Genomic DNA, 17341 nt, shown 5'->3' with positions numbered 1-17341 from the left:
ACGCACGACCCGGCCCGCCCCGGAGACCGACCGTCCGGCCGACCTGGTCGAGCGGCAGTCTGCCGCAACTACCCCCAACTACTTGTGGGTTGCGGACGTCACCTGCATCCGGACGTTTGCCGGGCGGGTCTACGCGGCCTTCGTCATCGACGCTTCTCCCGCATGGGCGTCGACTGGCAGGTCGCCACCAGCCTCTACACCGACCTCGCGCTCGACGCCCTGAAGATGGCGATCTGGCGCCGCCGACACACCGGCTCCGGCCTCGCCGGCCTCACACATCACTCCGACCGCGGAGTCCAATATCGTGCCATCCGTTACACCGAACGCCTCGCCGACGAGGCAGCCGTGGCCTCCGTCGGCTTCAAGGTCGACTCGTACGACAATGCCCTCGCCGAGGCGTTCAACAGCCTGTTCAGGGCCGAGCTGATCCGCAACAAGGGCCCGTGGACGTCCATCAACGACGTCGAGATCGCGGTCGCCGAGTACGTCGACTGGTTCAACCAGCGCCGCCTGCACGGCGAGCTGGGACACGTCACACCCGCCGAGCACGGGGCCGCCCACTACGCGGCCAAACCCCCTGCGATCACTCCAGAAAACCAGCTAACTCACTCTCCACAAAACCCGGTGCTTGACACCGTGTCGGCAGCACGGGAGGCAGGCGATGGCGCTTCGGCGCTCGGACGCGGATTACCCGCGGGACGCCAGCGAAGCGCTGGGGTTGCTGGAACTCAGCCTTGGGCAGTAAGAAGACACCCTCAGCGTGTTCTATGAGGGAGCCTGGTCACCACCGCCGGACCGTCCGGACGCGCTGGTGGACAGCCATTTCGGCTACATCGAGGCGCACGTACACAGCGGCCGCCGGCCAACCGGCCGCATGCTGCGAGTTCTTGACGATCACGCCCAGAATTCCGCCTTCCCCGAGCAGGCCGCCATCGCCTGGCGGCTCCGTGGTCTCGTGGTCGACGACGCGAGTGCCACCGCGTGCTTCGAGGCGGCTCTGCGCCTGCACGCCCAGCTCGAGTGCCCCTGGAAGCCGCGCGCACCAGGCTGGCCTTCGGTGAATGGCTCCGTCGGGCCGGTCAACGGGTCAAGGCCCGGGAGCAGTTACGCGCGGCAGTGGATGCCTTCGACCGGCTCGATGCCGGAGTTTGGGCGGAACGGGCACGCAAAGAGCTTGCCGCGACGGGGGAAACCGTCCGCAGGCCGAGGACGGCCGGCACGCTCGCATACCTCACGCCGCAGGAATACCAAGTGGCTCAGACCCTTGTCCGCGGATCCACCAACCGGGAGACTGCTTCGTCGCTCTTCCTCAGCACGAAGGCCGTGGAGTTCCATTTCGGCAACGTCTATCGGAAGTTGGGTGTCCGCAACCGGACCGAACTCGCCCACTCCCACCCTTCTCTCGGAAATTGACGCTGCTTGAACCGCGAGTTGGCCACCGCTTCGGAGAACACCCCTGAACCGAGCCACACGCAGCAGCGCAGGCCGGGAAGCGGGAAGGCCAGGGATGTTCCCGAAGCCGCACAGAACCCGCTGTCACACGTGATGCCATGGCGCGCCACGGTCGAATCACACCCCCTGCCAGTACCGGCACATTGGCCCTAGCGCGTCGCGCGAGCAAAGAGTAGTACCTGATAGCGGATCAGAAACGCTACACAACTACTGCCACATGGACGGCACTTCACATGTGCAGCTAGTTGTGGCCACAAAGATGATCGCGGCGAGGGTCGGGTGGTCACTAAGGCAGTGGGGGAGTGCGTGCCAGGGCCCGTGACGCCGGGGTGACCCGAAAGACAGACATAGGGAAAACCCCGTGAAAGGCACGGTACGGCGGTGGCTGAGGGCGACGCGGGAGAACCGTGTTGAACCCCAATTCTCCGGAACATCGAAGCGCGAAACACCGGCGGTGCCCCTGCCCGACAGCTCCTTGCACCCGCTCCCATCCGGAGCCGTCCCCGGATCGAGGGATTTCACGGTCGCCGTGTGCCCGGCGACGGACCACTGTTGGTTCATGCGTAGACCGACCCGTCCACCGACCCGGGGTGGGTCGACCCGACCCCGACAGGGCCCGGAGACACCGACCCGTGCGCGTTCCCGGGTGACCCGCTCTGCCCCACCGGGACGATCACCATCCCCGCCCCGAACCTCAGCTCCTGGTAATTGCCGACACGTGACCTCCGGACAGGGGGCGAAGTCCACCATGCGCCACACGATCGATCTGCTGACGACTGCAAGGGCTGAGGCGTTGTTCTGCAGCGACCTGCCGACCGGCTCCTACCTGACAAGGCCCGGCATCGCGGCTGCCGTTCGGCAGGAAATTCGTACTCATGCCGGTACCCGCGGCTGCCTCCTTGTCCTCGCCGCTGCTTACGGCGATCGTCCTGAAACTGCCGTGCCCCGGATGCGCTGGGCCCTGGACCAGGTCCGCACCCTCTACCCCCGCGCCTGAATCCGCGTGCTGGCCCCGAGAGAAGTTCCGCCATGCCTGACGTAACAGCATCCCTGAGGCGTCGCTCGTGAATGACACATGCGGTGCTTCTCAGCCGAACACTGACCACGTGCGTCTGGAGGTATGCCGATGTTCGCCGCACGTCTACTACCCATCAGCAAAGCCGAGCGAACTCACCGCGCTTTAGGAGGCGGTGTCCCGGCCAGAAGGCCCGAGCGTTCCCGGACGTCCCGGATTCCGGGTATCGATGTGGCCCGGGGAGTCGCCGTTCTCGGTATGTGCTCGGTGCATGTCTTCGATTCTTTCGACAGCGACGATTCGCCGTCGGTTGCCTGGATGGTCGCGGGCGGACGGTCCGCGGCGACGTTCGCCGTGGCCGCCGGAATCGGACTGGCCTTCACCACCGGGGGGCGGCGCCCCGCCACCGGGCGGGGCGCCGCTGTTTCGGTCGCTGTCCGCGCGCTGCTCATTACATTGGTCGGCCTTGCGCTGAGCTGTGTGACGGTGCCGACGGGCCTGGACGAGGTGGGCGTGGTGCTGCCGTACTACGGTCTGCTCTTCCTGCTGGCGATCCCGCTCGTGAGCCGGCGCCCGAGGGCACTGGCCTGCATCGCCGCGGGCACCGCCATCCTGGCTCCGCTGCTGATCCGCGCGCTGGCCCGGGTGTTGACGGACCCGGGCTTCGCCACCGACCCGACGTTCGCGGACGTGGTCCGTCGCCCCGGCGGCCTCATGGTGGAGCTGCTCGTCTTCGGCGAGTATCCGGCGCTGGCCTGGCTGGCCTATGTATGCGCAGGAGTTGCCATCGGACGGCTGAAACTGACCTCCGCCCGGGTGGCCGTGTGGCTGCTGGGCGGCGGTCTCGCCTTGGCGGCCGCGGCGTGGGGCGCCTCATCGCTCGTACTGTTCCGGCTGGGCGGGCTGCGGCACTTGTGGCAGGCCGAGTTCTCGGACGACTACTCCTGGGCGGAGGCGCACGACACCGTTCTGTGGGAACCTCCCGGCGGGCATTCCTGGTGGTCGCTGCTCTCGCGGGCGCCGCACAGCACCAGCCCGTTCGACATGGTGCACACGCTCGGCTCGGCCGTGGCCCTGCTCGGCGCACTTCTGCTCCTCACACGGAGCAGCGCGATCACACGCCTACTGGCGCCATTGGCAACGGCGGGCAGCATGCCGCTGACCTTCTACACCCTGCATGTGCTCTTCCTGGCAACGGGCGTGCTCAGCGATCTCCCGTACGTGCAGTACGTCGTGATGGTCGCGAGCGCGTTGGCGTTCACGGTGGTGTGGAGCCACACCAGGGGCCGGGGACCGCTCGAATCAATGATCACCAGCGCGGCGAAGCGGGCCCGCCGGGCGGCTGAAACCCCCGCAGGGGACCGGCCAGAACCCTGAGCCCGCGGGTCTCTGCCCTTTCCATCCCCGTGCGCTGCATCAATTCACGCATGCATCAACACCTTCAAGGAGCTGACATGGCGCGAGAGCGCGTCGAGGACCTGCCCCCTTCCTCTCTCACCGACGCCGACACCGACCGGGCCGTCCCGCTGTCCCGCGTCACCCCGCCGTCCGGCAGCGAGACGGCCCTCGCCGAGGTGCTGGCCGACGTCCTGCGCGTGGAGCGGGTGTCGGTGGACGATCACTTCTTCGATGACCTGGGAAGCAACTCGCTGACCATGGCCCACTTCTGCGCGCGCGTCAGAAAGCTTGGGGGCCTGCCGGCGGTGTCGATGAAGGACGTCTACCGGCATCCGACGATCCGCAGACTGGCGTCGGCGCTGGCTGACGTCGTGCCCGCAACCGCCGAACCGCAGGTGCCGGCGCCGGTGGCACAACCGGTCGGCACGCCGACGTACCTGTTCTGCGGAACGCTGCAGTTGCTGGTGTTCCTGAGCGGCATCTGTCTGACCGCACTTCTCATGGCCGCGGGCTACACCTGGATGAAGGCCGACTCAGGTGTGCTGGACACATATGTGCGCTCGGTCCTCTTCGGCACTGTGACCTACCTCGGGCTGTGCGCGCTTCCGATCGCCGCGAAATGGATGCTCATCGGCCGGTGGAAGCCACAGGAGTTCCGCATCTGGAGCCTGGCGTATGTCCGCTTCTGGTGCGTGAGGACACTGGTGCGATCGAATCCGCTGGCTTTGTTCGCCGGCTCGCCGCTGTACGTGTTGTATCTGCGGGCGCTGGGCGCGAAGGTCGGGGCGGGTGTGACCATCCTTTCCCGGCAGGTGCCCGTCTGCACGGACCTGCTCACCATCGGCGACGGCACAGTCATCGGCAAGGACTCCTCGTTCACCTGTTACCGGGCCCACGGCGGCCTGATCCAGACCGGGACGGTCACCTTCGGCAAGGACGTGTTCGTCAGCGAGGGGACGGTGCTCGACATTGAGACCGCGCTGGGGGACGGGGCCCAACTCGGTCACGCCTCCTCGCTGCATCCTGGGCAGTCCGTGCCCGCCGGTGAACACTGGCACGGGTCACCGGCGCAGCGCACCGAGGTGAACCACCGGATGGTCGCCCCAGCCGACTGCGGCACGACGCGAAGGGCCACCTATGCGACCCTGCAGTTGCTGAGCGTACTGGTGGTCTACCTGCCGCTGGCGATCGGCAGCGCCGACCTACTGCTCTCCGAGGTGCCGCAACTGAGCGGCCTTCTGACGTCGGGAAGGCACGCTTTCGGCAGCTGGACCTTCTACCGCGACGTCCTGGCCGTCTCCTTCGTGCTCTTTTTCGGCTCGGTGCTCGTCGGCCTCGCCATCGTGACCGCTGTTCCCCGTGTGCTCGACCGCGTCATCGAGCCGGACAAGGTCTACCGCTTGTACGGCGTCCATCACTGGGTTCACCGGACGATCGCGGCCATGACCAACAACAAGTTCTTCACCGGACTCTTCGGCGACAGCTCGTATATCGTCCACTACTTGCGCGCTCTGGGATACGACCTGTGCCGAGTCGAGCAGACGGGGTCGAACTTCGGCACGGGCATCAAGCACGAGAGCCCGTACCTGAGCATCATTGGCAGCGGAACGATGGTCGCCGACGGACTGTCGATCATGAACGCCGACTACTCCAGCACATCGTTCCGCCTCTCCCATGTGTCGATCGGGGCACACAACTTCCTCGGCAACTCCGTCCTCTACCCCGCGCAGGGGAAGACGGGCGTCAACTGTCTCCTCGCGACGAAGGTCATGGTTCCCATCAATGGCGACGTGCGGGAAGGCGTCGGACTCCTGGGCTCGCCCAGCTTCGAGATCCCGCGATCCGTGGAGCGCGATGCCCGGTTCGACCACCTGCGGAGCGGGGACATGCTGCACCGCAAGCTTGCCACCAAAAACAGGTACAACCTGCGCACCATGGGCTTGTACCTGCTCGTGCGGTGGATCCGTCTCTTCGTCGACACCCTGATCGCCTGCGGTGCCGTGACCTTCTATCCTTCGTCCGGAGTGGCGGCGCTCGGTCTGGCCACGATCCTTGCCCTGCTCTTCGGCCTCGCCTACTCGGTACTGCTCGAACGAGCCGTCAACCGGTTCCGGCGGCAGAGCCCGCAGTTCTGCTCCATCTACCAGCCGTACTTCTGGCGGCACGAACGCTTCTGGAAGCTCCACGCGACGCCGCTGCCCTTCATGGACGGCACCCCGTTCAAGAGCCTCTTCTGGCGCGCTCTGGGGATGCGGCTGGGGCGGCGCCTCTTCGACGACGGATGCGACATTCCGGAGCGTTCCCTCGTCACGATCGGCGACGACTGCACGCTCAACGCGGGCAGCGGAATCCAGTGTCACTCGCAGGAGGACGGCACCTTCAAGTCCGACCGCACCACGATCGGCGCGGGCAGCACCCTCGGAGTCGGGGCCCTCGTCCACTACGGCGTGACGATGCAGGACGGCGCCGTGCTCGCACCCGACTCCTTCCTCATGAAGGGCGAGGACGTCCCGCAACAGGCCCGGTGGGGTGGAAACCCGGCCAGGGAGATGCGGGAGCACCGCACCCAGCCGGCCTGTGCCGCCACGCAAAAGAAGCCGTGAGTGGCTCAGCCCCCGTACCGCTATGCGCACAACTGACACCTAGCGAAAAGAGCATGTGCCATGACGTCCGTACCTTTCCCCACCCAGCTCGACGTGAGCCTGCACCCACGAAAGCCCGCCGTGCTGCGTGTTGCGTCCGTCGGCGACGCGCTCAGCTGGGCAGCCTGGCACCGGGACGCATTGCGCGCCCTCGTCATGGAGCACGGCGCCATCCTCCTCCGCGGCCTCGAACTGTGCGACGCAGCTCAGGCCGGCGCCGTGTTCCAGCAGCTGACCACCGGACTGATGGCCGAGACGGAGGCCTTCGCGCCTCGGAAGACCTACTCCGACCGCGTGTACTCGTCATCGACCTGGCCGCCCTTCCAGCCGATGTGTCTGCACCATGAACTGAGTTACACACTCCGATTCCCCGGCCTCATGCTCTTCGCCTGTCTCAGCGCGCCCGCCGTCGGCGGTGCGACCGTGCTCGCCGACGCGACGGCCGTGCTCGACGCACTGCCCACCGAGCTCGTCGAGCGGTTCGAGCAAGAGGGCTGGCTGCTCACCCGCCACTACAACGACGAGATCGGAGCGCCCTACCGCGAGGCCTTCGGAACCGACGACCGCGGAGCCGTTGAACGATACTGTCGCGCCAACGCCATCGACTTCGCGTGGCAGAACGACGGTGGGCTGAGCACCCGACAGCGCCGCAGCGCCGTGGTACGGCACCCGGTCACCGGCCGGCGCTGCTGGTTCAACCAGATCGCGTTCCTCAGCGAATGGGCGATCGACCCCGAGGTGCGCGATTACCTCGTGCACGTCTACGGCGCGGACGGCCTGCCCTTCAACACCCGCTTCGGCAACGGCGACCCGGTGGGCGAAGACGTCGTACACCTGCTCAACGAGGTCTACGCGGCCCACACCGTACGAGAACCATGGCAGGCCGGAGACCTGATGCTCGTCGACAACGTGCGCACCGCGCACGGCAGGGAAGCCTTCGAAGGACCGCGCGAAGTAATCGTCGCGCTGGCCGACACCGTGCATTCGGCGGACTGCGCTACGACCATCGAGGCCGCCGTCCGATGACCAGCACATGTCCCACCGCACAGCTGCCCCCGAGCGCGGGAGGTTCTCCGGGACAAGCCCACGCGACCGGCTTCGCACATCCGCGATCAGTAGGAGACCCCTGTGCCCGTCATACGTATCCCCCAGGAGTACAACGAGGAGGAACTATATGTCGCCCTTGAGCCGATCTTCGGGCGCTCGCTCTATCTGAAGTGCGAGGGCTTCAACTTCGCCGGTTCGATCAAGCTGAAGGCCGCGTCTGAGATGGTGCGGGCCGCCGAGCGGGATGGAGTCCTGACACGGTCGTCGGTCCTGGTCGAATCGACCTCCGGAAACCTCGGCGTGGCCCTGAGCATGATCGCGGCGAGCAAGGGTTACCGGCTTCTGTGTGTGACCGACGCCCACTGCAACCGGTCGACCAGACGGCTGATGGAGGCGCTGGGCAGCAGGGTGCACGTCGTCGCCGCTCCGGACGCCAAAGGCGGCCTCCTCGGCGCGCGACTGAACTACGTCCGCGCACTGTGCGCTGCAGACGACCGTTGTGTGTGGCTCAACCAGCACGCCAATCCGCACAATTGGAAGGCGCACTACCGCTCCACGGCTCCGGCGATCGCCCGCCAGTTCCCGCAACTGGACGTGCTGTTCGTCGGGGCCGGCACCACCGGAACCCTCATGGGCTGCGCGCGCTATTTCAGGGAGCGGCATCGCCGGGTGCGGATCGTCGCGGTGGACAGCGTCGGTTCCGTGACCTTCGGCGGCGCCCCGGGCCGCCGCATGATCCCAGGTCTGGGCACGAGCGTCCGTCCGCAGCTGCTTGACGAGTCCTATGTGGATGAGGTGGTACACGTCGAAGAGAGGGACGCTGTGCGTACCTGCCATCGTCTGGCCAGGTACGGATTCCTCTTCGGTGGTTCCACCGGCACCGTGGTCAGCGGCGCGATGGGCTGGTTGACGCGGCACGGTGAGGAAGGACTCACTGCGGTGACCATCGCCCCGGACCTCGGTGAGCGTTACCTCGACACCATCTACCAGACCAACTGGCTGCAGGATTTGTACGGTGAGGACCTGCTCAACGCTGACCAGCCGACCGCCGATCTGCGGTCTGCGTGATTCAACCGCTCCGGAACCGATTGCAAGTCGATCCTTCAGAGGAACAACTTCACCTCCGCTGTCCTGACGCCCAATCAACTGTTACTGGACTGTCGGGAGAACGTCACGACCTGGCAGGTCGTGTGCAGGCAGGCAGGAGGGCGGCTACGTCTTTGGTGCGTGCGGGACTGCGTGCCAAAACCCTGTGGGTGCCCGAAACCCGGCCGGCCTACGCGACCTGCAGGTATTCGTGAATGCACCGCCGAGTAGAGCGCGGGGGATGACTTTGGCCTCTGGTACTGAGGGGTCGGGGAGTAGGGTGCGGTCGAGGAGTTCGTGTCGCCATCCGCCGATTCAGCGTTCGATATACGCGTTCGCCCGCGGGGCCCGGATGGGGAGTTCGCAGGACCTGGATGCCTCGGATGTGAAGACGGCGTCGAAGGCGTCGGTGGCGCCGCAAGGACACGTTCTTGGAAGCCTCCGATCGTGCCAGCAACGCTATCCATCCCAAGATTTTCAGGAAGACCAAGTACAGCAGTCGCAGAGCCATGCCTCAGGATTTCGTAATGCCCGAGCCTCGACCGCAAGACCCAGGTCAGCAGGGATAGCCGCGTTTCGGGCGCCAACAGGCTCTACGTTGAGCTGTATGCCCTGCAGGCCGCCGCGTACGGACGCTGACCCGGCACACAGGCTGTGTGCACCCACGGATCGTTCGGCGGAGCGACGACGGAGTATCGCCGTCGTACGGTCAGAAGAGTTCCAGGAGTTCGGTCAGGGACGTGATGGACGGGACCTGCTCCGTCGGCGCTGTCCGGTACAGCGCCCGACCCTCGTATCCCAGCGCCATTGCCGCGGAGACGAGATCCGGGAGGTCGTCGACGAAGAGACACTCGGACGGCTGGAGACCGAGTTCGGTGCTCGCGTGGTGGTACATGCGCGGATCAGGCTTCTCGCAGCCGAGCTCCGCGGAGATCGCGTACACCTCGAAGTAGTCGCGGATCCCCAGCCCCTCGTGTAGATCGGGCAGGTTCGGCCAGGCATCCGACACCACGGCCATCCGCACGCCGCGCCGCTTCAGCTCGGTGAGTGTGTTGAAGACGTCCGGGAACAGTTCGAGCACCACCGAGGGATGAACGTCATGGCGCAGCTGAGCGAGGAGTTCGGGCGTCGGCAGAAGCCCGAGGCGGCCGAGCAGTACACGGTGGTAGTCGTCGTAGTCGGGAGTGCCGGCGGAGTGGGACATGAATCGATCTCCGGCGGCTATGGCGTCGGCGAAGCGGTCGGGGGTGATCGACGGATCGCACGCCAAAACGTTTTCCTCGAAATCCGCGCGCGGATTCCATCGGCCGCCGATGGGCCGCATCAGCACGCCACCCGAGTCGAACAGCACCGCTCGAAGGTGCGAAGAGAGGGATGAGGAAGTCGTCATCGGCACAGTCTGGTCACGCTGCGGGCCACATTCAACGCGTGCGCACCGGACCGTGCGCCTGTCGAGGATTCCATCCGCGCAGTCCAGGCGACATGTTGGTATTCGTGGAGTATTCCGCCGAGGCGGTCCCCCCTTGCCGAAGGCCGGCCGCCGGTCAGCTCAGGCCGCGGGTGAACGTGCCGGTTCCTTCGGTGACCACCCCGTGGACGTCGTCGGTGGTGAGTTTCCCCTGAGTGCGGTCTCCCTCGAAGAACACGACCCGGCGTTTGAGCGGGAAGCCGCTGAAGCGCTCCATGACCTCCTCGGCGATGTCGGGCAGCATCTCCTCTGGGGCCGCTACCGCGCCGATGCCACCGTCGGGTGTGCGGCCGGTGTGCGGGTCACGGACGGTGCTCCAGACTCCGTTCTTCGCGAGGACCTGCAGAAGGAAGGTGTACGTGCGCATGCCGGGAACGCCACCCGGCTCCGTGTCGGCCGCCCCCTGCTTCCTCGTCACGACGGTGACCAGATAGTCGGTGTCGTTCGCTGCGCCCGCCAGGACGAACATGCGCCGTGACCGCACCCAGGCGCCGGGGGCGAGGGTGCCCTCCAGCTCCAGCTCCAGCAGGAGGGACTGGGCGAGCTGGTCCCGGGTGGCCTCGTCGCCCATCATTCCTGGCGTGCCCCGTCCGACATGGAGGAGGGGAGCGTCGTCGGCGACGAGGGGGAGGAACTTCATCACGACCGGGAGCACTTCGTCCATGGCCGGGCGGATGAGCCCGTCCCGTACGACGACCACGCCTTCGATCGTGTCGGGGTGAATCGGCTGTACGTCGTGCCGACCGGTGGAGAGCACCGGAGTGGTCAGCTGTTGCCGGCAGTTTTCGCAGTAGCCCCTGACGGTGTGCGGTGTGTCGACGTCCTCGGTGTACGACCCGGTGTCGGAGGTGGACAGGCAGTTGCGGCACAGGGTGTACCGGCACGTCCCGCACTGCAGACCGATGGGGTTGGAGACGTTGATCTCCGTACTCCCGTGGGAGACAAGGACGGTGTGCTGCGAGTACCACATGGCGTGGCAGGCGGAGCACTCCGTGGCGAGCGGGGCCAGCAGCGCGCTGGCTCGTTGACCGTCGGTCGGCGGTTCCGGGCATTCGAGGAGCGCGGTGCGGCTCCCTTCCAGGGCCACCAGAGCGACGAACAACCCGTCCGTGCTCTCAGGGTCCTGGCGAAGATGGCGCAGCACGACATCGAGAGCGGTGCGTCGGCGGCCGGCCTTCACCAGGGCCATCACGCTTTCTCGCAGATCCGAGAGCTGGGGTCCGCGGCGCCATTGCGCCAGTTCGAATCGTTGCACGGGCTTACCGTCCTTCATCAAGGGCCGCCGCCTCGGCGTGACGTCCGGCACCGGTCAGTGCTTGTCGTGCGGTCTGAATCGCGTCCGAGGAGAGTTCGGCGGGCAGGGGCCGCGCGAGCAGCCGGTTGAGCCGGCTGACGGCCTCGTCGAACCTTCCGAGCCGGACGAGCACCTGGGCCAGGACGATCACCCTGCGCTGTTGCTCGACGGAGGGCAGGGGCAGCTCCGCCGAGGTGACCGGCGGGCGCCGCAGGCCGCGTGCGAGCAGGGTCGAGAGCCTCTCGAACGACTGCGGACGGTCCTCGTGGAAGACTCCCAGGCAGTTCGACACCACGAGGCTGATGCCTTCGGTGGGCGGTGTCACCGGCACCTCGGTCGGCCCGCTCTGGCCCCAGTAGTACAGCTCCTTGGCGCGGTCGCGCGGGCTCGACGAGGCGTAGTAGTCGAGGAGTTGGACGTGCTGGGCCGCCGGTTCGTGGGCGAGCGCGAACGGATAGGGGAGCCGCCCGGTGCACGCCTCGTACAGGAGGATCCCGAACGAGAAGATGTCGGCGCGGGCATCGCAGGTCTCCTGGCGCAGCACTTCGGGGGCGGCGTAGGCCCAGGTGCCGCCGCGCGCAACGGAGAAACGCCCGTCCCGTGTCCGGACCTGCTGGGCCAGGCCGAAGTCCGCGATCTTGGCAGTGCCCGCGCTGTCGATCAGTACGTTCGACGGCTTGAGATCGAGGTGGGCGACCTCGGTGGTCCTGGAGAGGTGCCCCATGCCCGCGCAGATCTGCTGAAGGATCGTTGCCAGCCGGTCCGGGACCGGTGGACCGTCCGCGCGGAGTTCGGGGAGGAGTTCGGCCAGCGTCCGGGGAACGTACTCGAGGACGATTCCCGACCTGTCGCGCACCCGGGTCACGTCCAGCGCGGTGACGGTGTGCGGGTGCGGTGCGAGATCCAGCAGCATGGCGAGTTCGGCATCACCGGTGAGGGCACCGGTGAGCGGGATCTTGAGTGCGCGGCGCCCGCCCTGCTCGAGGTCGTCGACGATCAGCACCCAGGCCTGGCCGCCGCGTCTCAGTTCCGCCACGGACCAGCGGCCGTCCAGCACGTCACCGATAGCTACGGGTGCCCCTGGGAGCATCTCCGCAGGCTCGAACGGTCCGTCTGCCGTCAGGCTGGTGTCCATGGCGAGGGCTCCTCCTCTTGAGGTGGCGGGGCCGTCGGCCCGGCGTTCGGGTCGAAGAGATCGGGGGCGGAGAACTCCACCAGCACGGTTCCGCTCGAGAGGTGGAGTCGGTCCTTGTCACCCACCGTGCACGTCTCGCCCTTGGTGAGCCGCAGTTGGCGGGTGGGCCCGGCCAGGAAAGCGGGGTGCGAACCCAGGTGGTGATAGACAAGTGACGCACCGGCCAGGGTCAGTTGACCGTGGAAGCGGCTGTCGCGAGTGTCCGGCAGGTATACGCGGCTGGTCGAGCTGCGGCCCAGGGACACATGGAAGTCGTCGGACTCCAGGATGAGTTCGGCCGCGCCGTCGCGCACCCATGACAGACGCAGCGTGCCGTCTGTGAACCGGTGCACCGGCGCGGTGAGGCGGAGCCGGTCGGCGGCGAGCGCCACCAGGTCCGCGCTGGGCGCGAGCAGGACCGTGTCCCGGTTCCAGTGCGCCGAGTTGAGGCGTGCGGAGACGACACCGATGACCGCACCCGTGCCGGTGAGCAGCACTGGTGCGCCGCTCATGCCGGGCTGCGCGTGCCGACAGCTGACCTTCACCCATGTGCGGCCGTCACGCCCGGTGGTACCGACGTAGGCGCCGACACCGGAGTCGTGGTCCTGGGATCGGGCGAAGCCGCGCAGATGCACCGGGTCCCCGGGCGTCGCGACGGTGTGGGACACGAGCGTCGCCGACGGCCAGTCGACGGCGGAGTGCACCTGGATCAGGGCCACGTCGGCGGCCGGGTCCGCAACCAGCGCGGTGTCGACCGGAAGGGACTTGCCGGGTGCGGTGAGCGGCTCGAACGTCCAGTTGCCGCCCGGGGCGTCGGCGAGCACGTGCGCGGCGGTGGCGGCGAGTCCGTCGACCGTGAGGACGAACGCGGTCCCGACGGCCGTGCCGTCGAGCACCAGTCTTCCGATGGTGTCCACGTCGGCTCCTCAGCGCGGGAAGAGCCGGTCGGCCAGGTCGACGAGGTGATCGCTGCCGGGTCGGGGCACCGCCGACAGTCGCTCCGGGTCCGTGCCGGAGCCGCTCACGGCGCCGGCGGCGTGGCTCGCCCGGACGGCCTCGGCCAGCCGCTGACCGTTGACGGCCGCCGTCTGGTGCGCGTCCGCGCGTGACTCGGCGGCGTCCGCCCGAACCCGGAGGTCCTCCACGCGTTGCCGCTGCACCGTCGAGCCGAACAGGACGCCGACGGCTGCGAAGGCGACGGCCTCCACGGACCCCAGGACGACCAGGAGGCGTGACCAGGTGACGTCGCCGGCATCAGCGTGGAACGCCAGCCAGGCGAGCAACGTGAGCCAGATGGCGATGACCGCCACCGCCACGACGAGCCCCGGACGGGTGAGCACCGACTCGGCCCCGGCATCTCCCGGGACGACTGCGTCGGCCGCGACTTCGGACACTGTGCCTGCCTCTCTCCATGACGACACCTCGCACTTGCGTCCACGCGTGCGGCGCGGCCACGGTTGCTTCCGCGAGCGGGAGGGGGCTGCGAAGCCCTCTGGCGCCGTACAACTCGCCTGCTACCAAAGTAAGTTACTGGGCCTGGTGGTCGCCTCCCCCTGTCCCTACACTTCTTCGATGAGTTCTTCGCCGACGCAGCCGCCCGGCGCACCGGACGGCTCGCCCGTCCAGTACGTGGGAACCGAACAGCAGCCCAGAGCGATTTACCACATCTACCGCGGCCCGGACCGGGAACAGGCTCTGGCCTTTCTGCGGAGCACACCGGTGGCCGAGCCCCTCATTTACCTCGTCGTCGAAACGCCACAGGGGAACGTCGGCCGAGACCTGGTCTGCCTCTTCGACGAACGCAGCGGGGCCGTCATCGAGTTCGGCCCCCGGACGCCCTCGCAGCATCCCCGCCAGTCACCTACACACTGCGCATGGTGCGGGGTATACGTGGTCCCGTTCGACGTGCCGGAGTACGCCGTTCGGAACGCGTCGACGCTGAGCGTGTACCTCGCCATCGACGAGGCCCGTGACAGAGGGCACGGCTGGCACTGCCGGGCCTGCGCCCTCCTCCAGTGCGTGTTCTGCTGCGATCCCACGGACATGCGGTGCCGCGGTTGCGGTTCCCAACTCACCGAGGTGGTCAAGGAGATCACGCAGACGTAGAGGCGTCAGCTGTGCGGCGCACCGAACTTCGACCGCGCCACTCAGGGGGGTGGTGGCACCCGGTCAACCTTGCGGATGTCCCATGGTTCGGGGAGCGATCGGCTCAGCGTGCCGTGCTGAGGGCGCGATACCGGCGGCGCGGGTCATCGAGGAGAACCGCGCTGTCGTCGAGCAGCGCGAGCAAGGTCAGCCAGCCGTTCATGTTCATCTCGCCGCCCCTGGCCGCAGGCATGGGGGAGTCGTACGACTCTGTGCCTGGCGGAAACTCCATCCGCGCAGTTCAGGCGGCATGTTGGTATTTGTGCAGGACTCCGCCGAGGCGATCTCTGCGACGTACCTTCAGCCTGGCGATCTGTGCGTGGGGGAGTGGTTCGGGGGTGGCGCGTAGGGGTGCTGTCTGGTCTATTGCTTGGTGGACTACCTCGGCATCCTCGATGTCCTGCACACCCTGGACACCGACCACGCCGCCGCTCACGCTGTCGCCGATCTGTACCGCCAGGGAGTGCCGTTCGGCGTGGGAGCCGCCGTCCATGGCGCCCGCCCCACCCTGGAGTGGCCCGACGGCGCCCTCATCGCCACCACCGACCCGCGCGCCTACGACGGACTGCCCGCGGCAGTGATGGACCTCAACCAGTAGAGCCTGCACGCTTGATAGCGAAGGACCCCAGGCCGTCGAACGCGGGACTCAGTGGGTGAAATGGTGCGGCACCCGGCAAGCGATCCGATCTCGAGTAGTGAAGCGCCCCGCATCATGGGACAGATCAGGCCGCAGTGGCAGAGCAAGCATTGATCCACCGGGTTCGTCGTCTGCTCTCCGGAACCATTTGTCTGCCACGCCCACAGCTAGAACGCGTCTTGGTGCACGCAGAACGACATAGAACCTAGCCTCGAACCCCGACCGTCCTGGACGATGCAGTTCACCCGTCGGCGCGCACGAAAAAGGCCCGGTCCTCCCGAATTCCCGGCATGAGCCGCGGACACGTGTCCCGTCTTCCGACCTTAGGACTGGCCGCCGCTGATGTTCAGGGAAGAGGTCGCGTCGGCGTTACCCCCGCCTCTCAGGGGTACGCGCAGGGCACTGTCCGTGCGTGGAGGAGGCGTTGATGCCGAGAGGACCCGGCGACGAGGAAGCAGCCGCGTCTGAACGGCAGCCCCTACTGGTCGGCGGCCGGTACCGGATGCGGCACCGGCTGGGGTCGGGCGGTACGGCCGACGTGTTCGCCGCTGACGATACGGTTCTGGGCCGTGAGGTGGCGGTGAAGGTCTTTCGTCCTGCCGCGGAGACGGTCACCGCGGACCGCTTCTGCGATGAGGCGCCGACGCTGGCCCGTCTCTCGCATCCGGCCCTCGTCACCGTCTACGACGCCGGCCGGCACGGCGACGATGCCTACATGGTGACCGAGCTAGTGCGCGGCACGACGTTGCGAAACCGTCTCACCGCCGGACCCCTGACCACTGCGCAGACCATCCGCCTGGGGAGGGCCCTGACCTCAGCGCTCGACCATGTGCACGGCTGCGGCATCATCCACCGTGACATCAAGCCGTCCAACATCCTGCTCGACGAACTCGGTGCGCCCCGCCTGGCGGACTTCGGACTCTCCCGCTCTGTCGACGAGCGGACCCGCAGCGAACCGGGGACCCTGGTCGGCTCCCTCGCCTACATGGCTCCCGAACAGCTGCTCGGGGGCGGTGCGAGCAAGGCCAGCGACGTCTACGCCCTGGGCCTGGTCCTCCTTGAGGCACTCACCGGCGACACCTCACGTCGCACCACACCGCTTGAAGCCGGCATCGGCCACCTTCTGCAGGCACCCCGCATCCCCGACCAGGTCCCCGACAGCCTGGCCCGCCTGCTCTCCCTGATCACCGCGCAGGAACCGCAGGAACGCCCCGACACTGCCCGCATGCTCCGCCTGCTCGAAGAAGCTGCGTCCTCGCCCGCGCTCACCTCGCACCCAGCGATCCACACCTCGCGAACGTCCACGACGACGGCCACGCACCGGGCCCCCACTCTCCGAGCGGCCAACTCTGCGGCGGCGCCGGTGGATGCCGCAGCAACACCAGTACGTTCTGCCGAGTCCGCTGCTCCCGAACCCGGCAGACAAACCCGTCGGGCATGGCTACGGCCGATGACCCTCGCAGCGGCGGGAGCGCTGGCACTCGCCGTCACCGGAACCGTCCTGAACGACGTCACCTCACCTCCCGACGCCGATATGGGCAACCGCCCGCGCCCTTCCCTGTCAACACCCGCCAAGACGACCGGCCAGACCCAGCCGGATCCGGCGGCCACCGCCTTCAGGACCCCACCGCCACCCACCCCGGCCACAACCGGCCAACCCGTTCACGCGCCCGACCGGACCGCCGGCGCCCCACCCGGCTCCACCCCGGCCCACGACACTGCCCTCCCCGCCACCGCACCGCGGGAGAGCGCCACCGCCACACCTACGCGCAGTGGGCCGGCCCAGCAGACCACCCAGAAGCAAAAATCGAAGGACCCCAAGAACCCCCACGAGAAACCGGAGAAAACAAAGGACACAAAGAGGAAGAAATGACGTGTCTGCTCAGACGACGTGGACACAGCCCCAGCAGGCACGGGGCAGTCGGCCGCCACTGGCTTGGGCTGCGGGAGCCGGCGCCGCACCCCGTGCGGCGCGGGGGCCTG

The 17341-nt window shown here is 67.6% G+C and carries 16 protein-coding genes; 10 read left to right on the top strand and 6 right to left on the bottom strand.

The genetic code is table 11. From position 1 onward, the window contains the following. Positions 1-162: 162 nt before the first annotated feature. From ACIREE_RS39535 to sbnA, 7 genes are all read left to right on the top strand, one after another. On the top strand, positions 163-771 hold the full coding sequence (locus ACIREE_RS39535) for a transposase (protein WP_404163865.1): 609 nt from the start codon (positions 163-165) through the stop codon (positions 769-771). A 249-nt stretch (positions 772-1020) separates the two neighbouring features. Further along, entirely contained in the window at positions 1021-1413 is a 393-nt protein-coding gene (locus tag ACIREE_RS39530; RefSeq protein ID WP_404163862.1) for a response regulator transcription factor, read from the top strand. Positions 1414-2200: 787 nt separating this feature from the next. Then, on the top strand, positions 2201-2449 hold the full coding sequence (locus ACIREE_RS39525) for a hypothetical protein (RefSeq protein ID WP_404163859.1): 249 nt from the start codon (positions 2201-2203) through the stop codon (positions 2447-2449). Positions 2450-2602: 153 nt separating this feature from the next. Next, positions 2603-3844 carry a heparan-alpha-glucosaminide N-acetyltransferase domain-containing protein gene (locus tag ACIREE_RS39520; protein WP_404163883.1) on the top strand — a complete coding sequence of 414 codons (1242 nt, stop codon included), beginning with the start codon at positions 2603-2605 and terminating at the stop codon, positions 3842-3844. Positions 3845-3921: 77 nt separating this feature from the next. Continuing rightward, positions 3922-6468, top strand: coding sequence for a Pls/PosA family non-ribosomal peptide synthetase (locus ACIREE_RS39515; RefSeq protein ID WP_404163856.1), 2547 nt, complete (start codon positions 3922-3924; stop codon positions 6466-6468). 60 nt (positions 6469-6528) lie between these two features. Continuing rightward, positions 6529-7533: a TauD/TfdA family dioxygenase gene (locus ACIREE_RS39510; protein ID WP_404163854.1), complete on the top strand. Its 1005-nt coding sequence runs from the start codon at positions 6529-6531 to the stop codon at positions 7531-7533. Positions 7534-7635: 102 nt separating this feature from the next. Next, positions 7636-8622, top strand: a complete 987-nt coding sequence (gene sbnA / locus ACIREE_RS39505; protein ID WP_404163851.1) for a 2,3-diaminopropionate biosynthesis protein SbnA — start codon at positions 7636-7638, stop codon at positions 8620-8622. Positions 8623-9349: 727 nt separating this feature from the next. Here the strand turns inward: sbnA and ACIREE_RS39500 are convergent. From ACIREE_RS39500 to ACIREE_RS39480, 5 genes are all read right to left on the bottom strand, one after another. Beyond that, on the bottom strand, positions 9350-10030 hold the full coding sequence (locus ACIREE_RS39500; protein ID WP_404163848.1) for an HAD family hydrolase: 681 nt from the start codon (positions 10028-10030) through the stop codon (positions 9350-9352). 154 nt (positions 10031-10184) lie between these two features. Beyond that, on the bottom strand, positions 10185-11363 hold the full coding sequence (locus ACIREE_RS39495; protein WP_404163845.1) for a hypothetical protein: 1179 nt from the start codon (positions 11361-11363) through the stop codon (positions 10185-10187). Between the two features lie 4 nt (positions 11364-11367). After that, complete coding sequence (locus ACIREE_RS39490; protein ID WP_404163842.1) at positions 11368-12537, bottom strand: protein kinase; 1170 nt, start codon at positions 12535-12537, stop codon at positions 11368-11370. Then, entirely contained in the window at positions 12522-13493 is a 972-nt protein-coding gene (locus tag ACIREE_RS39485) for a trypsin-like peptidase domain-containing protein (protein WP_404163839.1), read from the bottom strand. The genes ACIREE_RS39490 and ACIREE_RS39485 overlap by 16 nt, the downstream gene beginning before the upstream one ends. A gap of 9 nt (positions 13494-13502) precedes the next feature. Then, positions 13503-13970, bottom strand: a complete 468-nt coding sequence (locus tag ACIREE_RS39480; RefSeq protein ID WP_404163836.1) for a hypothetical protein — start codon at positions 13968-13970, stop codon at positions 13503-13505. Between the two features lie 178 nt (positions 13971-14148). Here ACIREE_RS39480 and ACIREE_RS39475 point away from each other — a divergent pair, with 178 nt between their 5' ends. After that, entirely contained in the window at positions 14149-14682 is a 534-nt protein-coding gene (locus tag ACIREE_RS39475) for a hypothetical protein (protein ID WP_404163833.1), read from the top strand. A 103-nt stretch (positions 14683-14785) separates the two neighbouring features. On the opposite strand, the gene ACIREE_RS39470 is transcribed toward ACIREE_RS39475, so the two are convergent. Next, entirely contained in the window at positions 14786-14914 is a 129-nt protein-coding gene (locus ACIREE_RS39470; protein ID WP_404163831.1) for a hypothetical protein, read from the bottom strand. Positions 14915-15091: 177 nt separating this feature from the next. On the opposite strand from ACIREE_RS39470, the gene ACIREE_RS39465 reads away from it, so the two are divergent. Together ACIREE_RS39465 and ACIREE_RS39460 are read left to right on the top strand one after the other, a co-directional pair. Next, a complete protein-coding gene (locus tag ACIREE_RS39465; RefSeq protein ID WP_404163828.1) occupies positions 15092-15319 on the top strand; it encodes a hypothetical protein in 228 nt (75 codons plus the stop codon). 466 nt (positions 15320-15785) lie between these two features. Further along, positions 15786-17231 carry a protein kinase gene (locus ACIREE_RS39460; protein ID WP_404163825.1) on the top strand — a complete coding sequence of 482 codons (1446 nt, stop codon included), beginning with the start codon at positions 15786-15788 and terminating at the stop codon, positions 17229-17231. The last annotated feature ends 110 nt before the right edge of the window (positions 17232-17341 follow it).

This window comes from Streptomyces sp. NPDC102467 (assembly GCF_044765445.1).
GTDB lineage: Bacteria > Actinomycetota > Actinomycetes > Streptomycetales > Streptomycetaceae > Streptomyces.
Note: the sequence above shows the minus strand (reverse complement) of the source record. Positions and strands in the feature narration are given on the sequence as shown.